A 12,441-nucleotide genomic window follows, 5' to 3' on the forward strand; every position below is an offset into this window, starting at 1 on the left:
TCAGTGCATCACTTTGGTGATGCCAGTCCACTTTTTCGGACACCTTTTGGGTGTTGGTTTTTATGTGCTGCCCGCCGGCGACGACTTTCCATTGGATTGAATCGGAGTTTGTCCAGAATTTCAATCCGGTCGCCTGGATGTAAAAGAACGCCAGGTGTGGCGTACTGACCAAAAATAGAGACGCCCCTGGTCTGAATCAGATCTTGAATTTGCCCGGCGTTGTAACCCAAGAGCGCCAGTGCCGATTCGATGCTTGAACCCTCTGGAACCTGAATGGCAGTCGGAAGCCGGTTCAGCACGCCTGCATCGTCTTCTTCAAGACGGATCCAGCTTATTTCAATGCTGGGCATTGTATTCTGCCCTTTTGATGAAACTGTCAACCAAGTTGTTGGTGATGCTCGTAAACACCGGCCCGATCAGTTGTTCCAGCACGCGGCTGGAGAATTCATAATCGATGGAAAATGTTACCTTGCAAGCGTCTTCCTTCAGCTCGATAAAGCGCCATTCCCCCTGCAATCGCTTGAAAGGCCCGTCTGACAAGCGCATGTGGATGGCACGCCCCTCTTCCAGCTCATTGAGGGTGGTAAAAGCCTGCTTGACACCTTTGAAAGAGATCTCAACCGTTGCCTTTTCCGTGTTCTCGGTGATCCATTCAGCGGACGCAGCGCTGCACCAAGGCAGAAATTTGGGATAATCCTCCACCTTCTGCACGAGATCAAAGATTTGCTGTGCACTAAAATGCACGAGAACGGATTTTTCTACAGTTGCCATGTATCGTTGGAGTAATCTGTACTCATGAGCCTAATACAAAATAAAAAAGCCAGCTTCGATTATTTTATTGAAGAAACCTATGAAGCGGGTATGGTGCTGGACGGATGGGAAGTCAAATCCATCCGGGCCGGCAAAGTCCAGATTCGTGAAAGTCACGTAGTGATCAAAGACGGCGAATTGTACCTTCTCAACGCACACATTTCACCGCTGATCAGCGCATCGACGCATGTTCGCCCAGATTCCACCCGCACCCGCAAGTTGTTGATGCACAAAATGCAGATCAATCGACTGATCGGCAAAGTGGAGCAAAAGGGCTATGCACTGGTGCCTTTGAACCTTCATTTCAAGAATGGTCGCGTGAAATGCGACATTGCGTTGGCCAAGGGCAAAAAGCTTCATGACAAGCGCGACACATTGAAAGACAAAGACTGGAAGCGTGAGCAGGAGCGATTGATGAAGGTGCATCGGACCTGAAGAGGCTCCGCGTATAGCCTATCTGACTTACCGTCCTTCGTGCACTGCCCGGTCTATCTCGCCTTCCTTCGTGCACAGCCCAGTCTGTCTTGCCTTCCTTCGTGCACAGCCCAGTCTGTCTTGCCTTCCTTCGTGCACAGCCCAGTCTGTCTTGCCTTCCTTCGTGCACAGCCCAGTCTGTCTTGCCCTTGAATTGCCCATTCAACTTGTAATTGCCTCTGGCCTTGGAAGCCCGAGCGACAACTCGCCCCGGATAAAGCCGGGGCTCAGACAAGTCGCAGGTCGGGCAAGTTCCAAGTCTGCGAGTCAACACAAGTGGGGCAATTCTTGAATCGGGCTGCGACAGAACAGGCAGTGCGCTTGGGGCAGACCGAGGCTTCGGTCGAAGTTGGTGAACAGTACGATAAGGGTCAAGCTAAGTTGGTCAGCAGGTCAGCAGGTCAGCAGGTCAGCAGGTCAGCAGGTCAGCAGATTGGTTTGAATCCCTGTGCCGGTGTTCCGCGCTGTCAGGCTTTGCAGGTGGGTGTGTCACGCAGCGCGATTCAGGGTTGCCCGGCTGCTCAGCACCCGCAGCTTTGGAACATGCTCGACCTGCGACATGTTTGAGTGGCTTGCAAAGCCACGAGTTGTCGCTCGGGCTTCCAAAGCCAGGGTTCGGAACAGCGTCATTTCGGGCAAGCCAAGCGCAAGTGACATGCACACCTGCAATAGCCGACTGAGCAACAACCAAGCGCAAGTGACAAGCCCACCTGCAATAGCCGACGCAGCACCTACCAAGCGCAAGTGACATGCACACCTGCAATAGCCGACTCAGCAACAAGCACGGCCTACAACCACCGCCTCATCAAAACGATCAGGACTTCCCTGCCCCAGTCTGCTTGACCACTTGCATGGCACTGGCCACCATGCTGCCCATATTCGACAGGTCGCTCGGCAAAATCAAGGTGGTGCCTTGCTTGGCCACGCCGCTGAACGCCTCGATGTATTGCTCAGCCACTTTCAGGTTGACAGCCTCAAGTCCTCCGGGCGCATTCACGGCAGAGGCCACTTTGGTGATGGCGTCTGCGGTCGCTTTTGCAATTTCGGTGATTGCCGCGGCTTCACCCTGCGCGCGATTGATGGCCGCAATACGCTCTCCTTCAGACCTTGCAATCGAAGACTCCCGCTCGCCGGTGGCGATGTTGATCTGTTCTTGCTTACGGCCCTCAGAGGCCGCAATAAGCGCCCTCTTTTCCCGTTCGGCCGTAATTTGAGCCTGCATAGAATGCAAAATCTCGTTCGGTGGGGTCAGGTCTTTGATTTCATAACGCAATACCTTCACACCCCAGTTCATGGCGGCTTCATCCAGCGCGTTCACAATGTTGGCGTTGATGTGCTCGCGCTCTTCGAATGTTTTGTCGAGCTCCATTTTGCCGATAATCGAGCGCAGGGTGGTTTGAGCCAACTGGGTAACCGCGCTGATGTAGTCACTGGAGCCATAGCTGGCGCGCATGGGGTCTGTGACTTGAAAATACAGAATGCCATCCACTTGCAATTGGGTGTTGTCTTTGGTGATGCAAATCTGACTGGGCACATCCAGTGGGATTTCTTTCAGCGAATGCTTGTAAGACACCCTTTCAATAAAGGGAACCAGAAAGTTCAGGCCCGCCTGCATGGTGCGATCGTATTTCCCCAGGCGTTCAACCACCCAGGCACTTTGCTGAGGCACAATTCGAACCGCCTGACTGAGAAAAACCACAGCCAGAATAAGAATAATCAATGAGACTTGCATACAACCTCCAATACATCAATAAAACAATAGCTTATAAGTATTACTTTAACTTGAGCTTAAGTGTACTGCCCTGCAAATCCACAATGACGTGTTCGCCGGGCGCCGGTTGTTCATCAAGGCATTGGGCAGACCAGCGCGCACCTCGATATTGAACTTGGGCATGGCCGTTGGGAGACCATTGCTCAACCTGTACTGAATTACCAATGTCCAGATTGTTGTGCAATCGATCTTGTTCGGTGTTGACGCTGCCCTTGCGGGCCCGCTGCAACATAAGACATGAAAGTACAGCAAACACGGCCGCACTTCCAATTTGAATTTCAAGAGGCTGGCCCAGGTAGGCCACCAGGGAGCCAAGTGCGGCCCCCAGTGAAATCAGCAAGATGTAAAACGTCCCGGTCGTCAGCTCTGCAATCAGCAACAAACCAGCCAGAATCAACCACAGAGACGTGTCACTCAATGCCATTTACCCCTTTTTGTTGTGGCGTTCAGCCAGCTTTTGCCAAGTGTCAACCACCGAATCAGGGTTCAATGAGATGGACTCAATGCCCTCGTTGGCCAACCACAGCGCAAAGTCGGGGTGGTCTGAGGGGCCCTGGCCGCAAATGCCCACGTATTTGCCTTGCGCGCGACAAGCCTGAATGGCCTTGGTCAACAACGCTCTGACCGCCGGGTCACGCTCGTCGAAATCGGCAGCCAGCAGATCCAGCCCGGAATCACGATCCAATCCAAGCGTCAGCTGGGTCAAATCGTTTGAACCCACTGAGAAGCCGTCGAAATACTCCAAAAACTGATCGGCAAGCACTGCGTTCGAAGGCACTTCACACATCATGATCAGTTTCAGGCCGTTTTCGCCCCGCTTTAAGCCGTTTCGGGCCAACAGATCAACCACACGAGCCGCCTGGTTCAGTGTGCGCACAAACGGAATCATGATCTGGACATTGTCCAACCCCATCTGTTCACGCACACGTTTCAGTGCGAGGCACTCCATCTCAAAACATTCCGCGAATTCTTCAGAAATGTAACGTGCAGCACCACGGAAGCCCAGCATCGGGTTCTCTTCTTCAGGCTCATACCGGCTGCCGCCCACCAACTTGCGATATTCATTGGACTTGAAGTCGGACATACGGACAATCACGGGCTTGGGGTAGAACGCCGCCGCAATGGTGGCCACACCCTCTGCCAGCTTGTCTACAAAGAAAGCCACCGGGCTTGCATGTCCACGGGCCACAGACTCTACCGCCTTTTTCAGGTCGGCGTCGACATTGGGATAATCCAGAATGGCTTTGGGGTGCACGCCGATCGCGTTGTTGATGATGAATTCAAGACGGGCCAAACCCACGCCCTTGTTGGGCAACTGGCAGAATTCGAAAGCAAGTTGAGGATTGCCCACGTTCATCATGATCTTGACTGGAATTTCGGGCAATTCACCGCGCTGAACCTCGGTGACCTCGGTTTCAAGCAGGCCTTCGTAAATGTAGCCAGTGTCACCTTCAGAGCAAGAGACCGTCACCAACGTGCCCTCTTTCAGCTGTTCGGTTGCGTCTCCACAGCCCACCACGGCTGGAATACCCAGTTCACGGGCAATAATGGCTGCATGGCAGGTGCGTCCGCCGCGGTTGGTCACAATGGCAGCTGCCCGCTTCATGACGGGCTCCCAGTTGGGGTCGGTCATGTCGGTCACCAGAATGTCGCCTGCCTGAACCTTGTCCATCTCAGCGGCGTCATTGATCAGTCTGACCGTACCAGCGCCAATTTTTTGTCCAATGGCCCGACCGCTGCTGAGTACCGCCGAATTGCCTTTGAGCTTGTAACGCAGTTGAACATCGTTGCCCTTCTGGCTGTTGACCGTCTCTGGACGCGCCTGAAGGATATAGAGCTTGCCGTCCACACCGTCTTTGCCCCACTCGATGTCCATGGGGCGTCCGTAGTGCTTCTCGATGATCATGGCGTACTTGGCCAACTCAATGACGTCGTCGTCGTTCAGCGAGTAACGGTTGCGCTGCTCGGGCGCCACATCCACGGTGCGAACGCTGCGACCTGACGCTTTTTCCAGATCAAACTCCATCCGGATCAGTTTCGAGCCAATTTGGCGGCGGATGATCGGATATTTTCCGGATTGCAGCGTGGGCTTGAAAACGTAAAATTCGTCGGGGTTGACCGCGCCCTGAACCACTGTCTCGCCCAAACCATAGCTGGATGTGATGAAAATGACCTGGTCGAAACCCGACTCGGTGTCGAGCGTGAACATCACACCGGCTGAACCCACATCAGAACGAACCATGCGCTGCACGCCTGCACTCAAGGCCACATCAGCGTGCGCAAAGCCCTTGTGTACTCGGTAAGAAATGGCACGGTCGTTGTACAGTGAGGCGAAAACTTCCTTGATTTTTTCAAGAACGTCGTCGATGCCATCCACGTTCAGGAAGCTTTCCTGCTGACCCGCAAATGAGGCGTCAGGCAAGTCTTCAGCAGTTGCCGAGGAGCGGACCGCGACAGTGATGCCGCCGCCGCTTTGAGCCATCATGTGGGCATACGCTGCGCGAATTTCGTCTTCCAGCTGTTTGGGCAGGGGCGCTTCAACAACCCATTTGCGAATTTCAGCACCGGCTTGGGCCAGTGCGCGCACGTCATCCACGTTCAACTGGTCCAGCTTGTTGTTGATGCGTTCAACCAGACTGTTTGCATTCAAAAACTCGCGAAAGGCATGGGCAGTGGTGGCGAAGCCACCGGGCACACGCACGCCTGCATCGGCCAGTTGGGAAATCATTTCACCCAGCGAGGAGTTTTTACCTCCCACTGTATCTACATCTTCCTTTCGAAGCTGCTCGAAAGGCAGTACAAGTGCGTCTGCTGCAACACCTGAGTTATTTGTCATGTGAATCACCTTATTTAGCAAAAGAAATAATGAATCGCGCGCAAGATCACTTCACGATTGATTATTTCCCCTGATAATTTTGCTTGCTTCACGATTGTAACTGCTACGAACCTATTTGCCACTGCGCGGCTGGAGTTTGATTCATGTCATCACCTTCCCTACAAGAAAGAACTGTTGTATTCGTGTCAGATGGTACAGGCATCACTGCAGAAACCCTGGGCCACTCCGTTTTATCACAATTCGAAGGCATCCGTTTCAAGCAGATCCGCATCCCGTTTATAGACAGTGAGGTTAAGGCCATTTCTGCGCGCCAGAAGATCAACGACATCGCCTCGTACGATGGTGTAAAACCCATTGTATTCAGCACGTTGGTGAACACCATGATCAACAGCGTCGTGAAGCAAGCTGACGGGGTTTTCATGGACTTGTTCATGACATTTGTGGAACCGCTGGAGGTCGAGCTGGGTGTGAAAAGCACCCATCGCATCGGCAGGTCACACAACATTTCAGACAACGAGCAGTACAAAAACCGGATCGAGGCCATCAATTACGCCCTCGCTCATGACGACGGCCAAACCAGCAAAGACCTTGCTCTGGCCGATGTCATTCTGGTCGGGGTTTCCCGATCGGGCAAGACGCCTACAAGTCTTTACCTGGCGATGCAATACGGCATCAAAGCCGCCAATTACCCGCTTATTCCGGAAGATTTTGAAAGGGGTGAATTGCCCCCAGCCCTGCTGCCTTTCAAAGACAAATTGTTCGGCCTGTCCATCACGCCAGAGCGTTTGTCTGAAATCCGCAATGAACGGCGCCCAAACAGCCACTACGCCTCATTGGACAATTGCCGAAAGGAAATCAAGGCCGCTGAATACATGATGAGGCGCGAAGGCATTAACTGGCTGCTGTCCACCAGCAAGTCCATTGAAGAAATTTCGACCACCATCTTGCAGCAGTTAAACCTGGGCCAGGCGATTTACTGATCAATCAAACAGGCTGCCCTGTTGCGATTGCTGTGTTGATCGTTCATCAATTTTTTTGCGGCTTGCAGATCTGCTTTTTCTGGGTGTTCCGTTTCTGTTCGGGTTTCTGGACCCATGCTTGGCGTAGACCGCCTTGGCCAATTGGTCGAATTGGGGCGACTTCCGCCACGCCGTCATTTTTTGCCGTGCAAGGGAAATTGCAGTGTCCGGATTCACGATCGGTGACGGGTAGGTCTGGCCGATCATGCATCCCGTTTCCTGCTGAATCAGGCCCGGCAAGTCCCAAGGATTCCCAATCCAGTCTACTGGGCAGTCTTTCAGCTCAGGAATCCACCGTCGAATGAATGTGCCTTCAGGGTCATGGTCCTTGGCCTGCTTGACCGGGTTGTAAATGCGCAAGGTGTTGATGCCCGTCACTCCAGATTGCATCTGAAACTGGGCATAGTGGATTCCGGGCTCGTAATCGAGAAACTCTCGGGCCAACAGTGGGGCCGTGTGTCGCCAGTCAAGCCAAAGCTGATAAGACGCAAACGCCACCAACATCGCCCGCATTCTGAAATTCACCCATCCTGTGCTTCTCAGCATCCGCATGCAGGCGTCAATCATCGGAAAGCCTGTGTTTCCTGTGATCCATGCCTGCAGGCGAGCCGCTTCTTCATCGGTCAAGGGGCCGTGGTTGCGAAGATCATTCAAGGCGGGGTGCGCGGACCTGAATTCCAGCTCAGGCTCGGTTTCCAGCTTCTGAATGAAATGGCAATGCCAGTGCAATCGAGACTCGAATGATTTGAGCGAGGCCTTCCATTGAGGTTCGTCCTTGCGATTTTGATCGAGTATCTGAAGCACTTCCCGAATTGAAAACACGCCAAAGGTCAAATAGGGCGACACCCTAGAACAGGCGCTTTCAGCGCTCAATGGACTAGACATCTCATAGCGGTAATGCTTGCCACGATGATCCAAAAAAGCCTGTAATGTAGACAGGGCTTCCCGGCGGCCGCCGCGCTGTCGATTTGTCTTGTCCGATTCACCGATCGGGAAGAAATTCTCAACATTCATCCAGTCTGGCCGGGGCTGTTTACCTTGGTGCCAATGTACGCTTGGAAATGACCCAAAACCTGTGTTGGAGGACCCGGCAGGCGCAGCCGAACCCTCCATCAACGCCGGGGGAACAGGCAACACCGGCTTTTGCATGACCTGCAGCCACATCTGACTCCACACATCCCGGTTGCTGAGCGTTCGAACCACCGCATTGCTCTGGAACTGATGCCAGCTTGCACCGTTCGATTTCAGCAGGCGAGCCACCACTTTGTCGCGTTCAAAGCTGGCCCAGTTGCCCGTTTCTTCGTGGCTGAACACATGCAAAGTTTGGTCTGGTTCCAAATGGTCCAGCAGGCTCCTGAAAAACTCGGGGGCGTCTGCACGCACCAATTCAAGGGGGGTGTGGGCAGGAAGCTGCTCAGCGAGATCCTGCAGACATTCCAGGGCGAACATGAAATGTTGGGGTGCAGAGTCCGGTTGGGCAAGAAGCGTGGGTTCAATCAGGTAAACAAGCCGAAGTTGCACCCTGCCCTGTGAATTTTTTAGGCGCGCCAAAGCCTCGGTCAGAGGTTTGTGATCTGACAGGCGTATGTCTCTTTTGAACCAGACGAGGTGAACTGTGCTACCGCTCATGGCGACAGTTTAACCGCGTTGCCTCACTTGTTCATAGAGGCAAACTGCGCTGCTGACCGCCACATTCAAGCTTTCGATCAAAGGCGATTGCGGTATGCGAATGCATTCAGTGGCCCGGGACAACCAGAAAGGGCTGACACCCTGCCCTTCACTGCCGAATACCCAAACCCCTGGGGCTCGCAAATCGCAGTCGAACAGACTTGCAGAATTGGGTTGCAATGCAGTTGTTCGAATGGGCAATGCCTTTTTTTCGAGGGTGTTCAACAGCGTTTTGGTGGAAAAAAAGTGGGCTGCAACATGGCCACCCATGGCTGCCCGCAGCACTTTGTCACCCCAGGCCCAGGCCCCACCGTCAGTGATCACCACTTGTGTGATGCCTGCGGCAACCGCAGTTCGAATCAGGGTGCCGGTATTGCCCGGGTCCTGCACACCGTCCAGTAACACAACGTCCTGATTGGGGTTCAGCGCTGTGGCTTCCTCTGGGACTCGAAAAAATACCCCAGGCCCCGTGGGCTTTTCAACCCGGGTTAACTTGCTGTACAGGCGATCGGGAAGGACTAGCCAGTCAATCGCCTGCAATCGGGGGGCGCGGTTCATGGCTTTAAAGTCCTCATGATCCAGAAGACTTTGAGGAACCCAAAGCATTTGAATGTCAAATCGATCTGAATGGGCAAAAAGACTTTCAAACAGATGAAGGCCCTCAGCAAAAGCCAGGCCCTCTTTTTTCAAGCCCTGGGTGCTGCTTGCCAGCTTGCATGCGGTCTTGAACGTGTCATTGGCCGCAGATTCAATGAAGTGCAATCCCACGCTAGAAGACCTCTCGGCTGGTACTCAGAATCTCACGGACTGGCCGAAAACTGCGTCGATGCAATGGGCTTGCGCCGTGACGCCTCAGCAATTCCAGGTGACGGGGTGTCGGGTAACCCATGTGTACATCCAATTCGTACTGGGGCCATACGAGGGCCTGTTCGCGGCACCACTCGTCACGGCTGACCTTGGCCACAATGGATCCTGCTGAAATGGAAGGCACCAAGGCATCGCCTTTGACAATCGATTTTGACAGATAGGACCAAGCGGGCAGCTTGTTGCCATCCACCAGCACCAGGCACTGTTCCGGATTTAAACCCGCCTTGTCAACAACCTGATCAACTGCCCTGCGCATCGCAAGCAGACTGGCTTGCAGAATATTAAGTTCATCAATCTCCTCGACGCTTGAAATGCCCACTGCCCATGCTTTTGAATGCATCCTGATTGAGTCGAACAGTCGAACTCTGGCTTTATCACTCAAGGTTTTTGAACAGGCCAAACCATCAATGGGATTGGGTTCAGCAAGCAGGCAGGCACCAGCCACCACAGGGCCAAACAATGGGCCCCGCCCCGCCTCATCCACCCCTACAATCGCAAGGCCTCGATGTTTGGCCCAATTTTGAATTTCAGGCCAGCTGGGCATTTCAGTCGTCAAATCAAATACTCCTGCAGTGCCTGTGCGGCCAATTGCCCGGAAGGTCTTCTCAGCAAACGATGCTGCTCCGCAAATTTGCGCTCAAGTCGCTGTCGATTGGCTTCATTGTCGAGCTGAAACAGGGCTTTGTTGGCCAGTGCCTGCGGAGTGGCCTGGTGTTGAATCAGTTCAGGCACCGCGAATTCTTGAAGGAGAATATTGGGCAAACCAATGTAGGGCATGTACCCTTTGTCCTTCATCATTCGATAGGAAAGCCAAGGCATTTTGTAGGCAATAACCATGGGTTTTCGCCACATCATGGCCTCCAAAGTGGCCGTGCCACTGGCCAGCATGACCGCGTTCGCCGCGGCCATGCATTCGTGAGAATGCCCTTCGACCACCCTCCAGCAATGCTTGAGCGCGGCCGGAATCCAGCTTTCAAACTTTGATTTCCACGGCCCGGGCTGCAGGGGAGTCACAAACTCCAGATCAGGCTTGTGCCGTTTCATTTCCACACAGGCTTGCACAAAAGCGGGGCCGATGTGTTTAATCTCTGCGCCGCGACTGCCTGGTAAAACTGCCAGTAAAGGCGCATGGGAGGACAATCCAAGCTTTTCCCGATAAGTCTTCGGCTCATAAGCGTCGGGAATGATGCTGGCCATTGGATGGCCGATGTAGCTGGCCCGAATTCCGGACTGTTCCAGTATTTCCGGCTCGAACGGGAAGACACACAGCACCTGACTGCACGCAGCCTTGATGGTGTGTATACGCTCCATACGCCACGCCCAAATGGATGGACACACCAGATGGACAGTCGGTACATTGTGCTCACGCAGATGGTGTTCAAGCTTCAGGTTGAAATCGGGCGCATCCACACCCACAAACACTTTGGGCTTGGAATGAACGGCCCAGTGGTTCATCAAATTCTTGCGCATTTTCAACAGGCGCGGCAGATGCCTTAAAACCTCGACGTAACCGCGCACAGACAGTTCTTCAGACTGGTGCAACGGCCGCACGCCCAAGGCCCGCAACTTTGGTCCTGCAATACCCTCGATGTCCAGAGCCCGGCTTGAGTACAGCAACTCTTCAATGGCCAAGGCAGCGATCCAGTCCCCTGAGGCCTCGCCAACGCACAAAGCAATGTCAGACTGGCTGGAGGGGTAAGGATCCATCATCGTGGCATCGGTGGACTTCATGCCTATCGGACAATGCCGCGTGTGGCTTCGGCCAGAAATTGTCGCATGTGCTCAAGATGAGGCTTGGCGTCGGCGGGCGCACTGCCCTCAAGGTCGAGAATGGCTGCTTTGGCCTCTTCGATACTCAGCCCCTGCCTGTAAATCGCCTTGTATGCCCGTTTGATGAACAGAATGCTGTCGCTGGAAAACCCGCGACGCCGCAGCCCTTCTGAATTGATGCTGGCGGGGCCTGCTGGATAGCCGGCGGCCATGACAAAGGGTGGCACATCTTGCATCAACTTGGTTTGGAACGCAGTCATGGCGTGGTCGCCCACCCGAATAAACTGGTGCACGCCTGTCATGCCACCCAGAATGACCCAATCACCGATGTGAACATGGCCGGCCAGTTGAACGCTGTTGGCGATGATGGTGTTGTTGCCAATGTGGCAATCGTGGGCCACATGCACATACGCCATAATCCAGTTGTCGTCGCCCATGCTGGTCAGGCCACCATCTTGAACTGTGCCCGTATTGAAGGTGCAGTATTCGCGAATGGTGTTGCGTGAACCGATGCGCAACTCAGTGGGTTCACCTTTGTATTTTTTGTCCTGGGGGTCGCCGCCAATCGTTGCACTGCCATGAAAGACATTGTCCTCGCCGATGGTGGTGTGCCCAGACACAATGACATGTGGGCCCAGGCGTGTGCCAGCGCCGATTTTGACATTGGGGCCTACGATGCAATAGGGGCCAATTTCGACGCTCGAATCGATCTCTGCAGAAGGATCAATGATCGCTGTTGCATGGATGGACATGGATACACTTTTCCTTACACTTCGCGGGCGGTGCACATCAGGTCGCCTTCAGCGGCCACCTTTCCGTCAACCAGTGCCTGCGCATTGAATTTCCAGATACCCCGCGAGACCCGGTTGACTCTGACGTCCAGCATCAAAATGTCACCAGGCACGACAGGACGCTTGAATCTTGCATTGTCAATGCCCACAAAATAGTAGACAAAATTGTCGCTGGGTTTGACTTCCATGGAATTGAAAGACAACAAGCCAGCTGCCTGGGCAAGTGCTTCCATAATCAGCACGCCCGGCATGACCGGGTGAATCGGGAAGTGCCCCGGAAAATAGGGTTCGTTGTAGCTCACATTTTTCTGGGCAAGAATGCGCACGTTGGGTTCGATTTCGAGAACCCTGTCTACCAAAACAAACGGGTAGCGATGTGGCAACTGTTCGAGAATGCCTTTAATGTCCATTACAGGTGTAGTCATAGCTTCTGAG

General features: G+C 53.7%; 14 protein-coding genes. 2 read left to right on the forward strand and 12 right to left on the reverse strand.

Annotation, left to right across the window (positions count from 1 at the left end; genetic code table 11):
* Window positions 1-8: 8 nt before the first annotated feature.
* Both QQJ87_RS07170 and QQJ87_RS07175 read right to left on the reverse strand, forming a co-directional pair.
* On the reverse strand, window positions 9-350 hold the full coding sequence (locus QQJ87_RS07170; protein WP_284280860.1) for an RnfH family protein: 342 nt from the start codon (window positions 348-350) through the stop codon (window positions 9-11).
* Window positions 337-771 (reverse strand): type II toxin-antitoxin system RatA family toxin, encoded by a 435-nt coding sequence (locus QQJ87_RS07175; protein ID WP_284280861.1) that lies wholly within the window; start codon window positions 769-771, stop codon window positions 337-339. Before QQJ87_RS07175 ends, QQJ87_RS07170 begins: the two co-directional genes overlap by 14 nt.
* A gap of 24 nt (window positions 772-795) precedes the next feature.
* Between QQJ87_RS07175 and smpB the strand changes: the two genes are divergently transcribed.
* Entirely contained in the window at window positions 796-1,245 is a 450-nt protein-coding gene (gene smpB / locus QQJ87_RS07180; RefSeq protein WP_284280862.1) for an SsrA-binding protein SmpB, read from the forward strand.
* A 528-nt stretch (window positions 1,246-1,773) separates the two neighbouring features.
* Here the strand turns inward: smpB and QQJ87_RS07185 are convergent.
* The 4 genes from QQJ87_RS07185 to ppsA form a co-directional block, all read right to left on the reverse strand.
* A complete protein-coding gene (locus QQJ87_RS07185; RefSeq protein ID WP_284280863.1) occupies window positions 1,774-1,941 on the reverse strand; it encodes a hypothetical protein in 168 nt (55 codons plus the stop codon).
* A gap of 157 nt (window positions 1,942-2,098) precedes the next feature.
* Window positions 2,099-3,016, reverse strand: a complete 918-nt coding sequence (locus QQJ87_RS07190; RefSeq protein ID WP_284280864.1) for an SPFH domain-containing protein — start codon at window positions 3,014-3,016, stop codon at window positions 2,099-2,101.
* Between the two features lie 40 nt (window positions 3,017-3,056).
* Complete coding sequence (locus tag QQJ87_RS07195; RefSeq protein WP_284280865.1) at window positions 3,057-3,473, reverse strand: NfeD family protein; 417 nt, start codon at window positions 3,471-3,473, stop codon at window positions 3,057-3,059.
* Window positions 3,474-3,479: 6 nt separating this feature from the next.
* A complete protein-coding gene (gene ppsA, locus QQJ87_RS07200; protein ID WP_284280866.1) occupies window positions 3,480-5,891 on the reverse strand; it encodes a phosphoenolpyruvate synthase in 2,412 nt (803 codons plus the stop codon).
* A gap of 143 nt (window positions 5,892-6,034) precedes the next feature.
* Between ppsA and ppsR the strand changes: the two genes are divergently transcribed.
* Window positions 6,035-6,871: a posphoenolpyruvate synthetase regulatory kinase/phosphorylase PpsR gene (gene ppsR / locus QQJ87_RS07205; RefSeq protein ID WP_284280867.1), complete on the forward strand. Its 837-nt coding sequence runs from the start codon at window positions 6,035-6,037 to the stop codon at window positions 6,869-6,871.
* On the opposite strand, the gene QQJ87_RS07210 is transcribed toward ppsR, so the two are convergent.
* The 6 genes from QQJ87_RS07210 to fabZ are packed head-to-tail and all read right to left on the reverse strand — an operon-like array spanning window position 6,872 to window position 12,431.
* Complete coding sequence (locus QQJ87_RS07210) at window positions 6,872-8,539, reverse strand: cryptochrome/deoxyribodipyrimidine photo-lyase family protein (RefSeq protein WP_284280869.1); 1,668 nt, start codon at window positions 8,537-8,539, stop codon at window positions 6,872-6,874.
* 9 nt (window positions 8,540-8,548) lie between these two features.
* Window positions 8,549-9,346 carry a TrmH family RNA methyltransferase gene (locus tag QQJ87_RS07215; protein WP_284280870.1) on the reverse strand — a complete coding sequence of 266 codons (798 nt, stop codon included), beginning with the start codon at window positions 9,344-9,346 and terminating at the stop codon, window positions 8,549-8,551.
* Window position 9,347: 1 nt separating this feature from the next.
* Window positions 9,348-10,001 (reverse strand): ribonuclease HII, encoded by a 654-nt coding sequence (gene rnhB, locus QQJ87_RS07220; protein ID WP_284280871.1) that lies wholly within the window; start codon window positions 9,999-10,001, stop codon window positions 9,348-9,350.
* Window positions 9,998-11,176, reverse strand: coding sequence for a lipid-A-disaccharide synthase (lpxB, locus tag QQJ87_RS07225; protein WP_284280872.1), 1,179 nt, complete (start codon window positions 11,174-11,176; stop codon window positions 9,998-10,000). The genes rnhB and lpxB overlap by 4 nt, the downstream gene beginning before the upstream one ends.
* 2 nt (window positions 11,177-11,178) lie before the next feature.
* Window positions 11,179-11,967: an acyl-ACP--UDP-N-acetylglucosamine O-acyltransferase gene (gene lpxA, locus QQJ87_RS07230; RefSeq protein ID WP_284280873.1), complete on the reverse strand. Its 789-nt coding sequence runs from the start codon at window positions 11,965-11,967 to the stop codon at window positions 11,179-11,181.
* Window positions 11,968-11,981: 14 nt separating this feature from the next.
* On the reverse strand, window positions 11,982-12,431 hold the full coding sequence (gene fabZ / locus QQJ87_RS07235) for a 3-hydroxyacyl-ACP dehydratase FabZ (RefSeq protein WP_284280874.1): 450 nt from the start codon (window positions 12,429-12,431) through the stop codon (window positions 11,982-11,984).
* Window positions 12,432-12,441 lie beyond the last annotated feature (10 nt).

Source organism: Limnobacter litoralis (assembly GCF_030160455.1).
Taxonomy (GTDB): domain Bacteria; phylum Pseudomonadota; class Gammaproteobacteria; order Burkholderiales; family Burkholderiaceae_B; genus Limnobacter; species Limnobacter litoralis.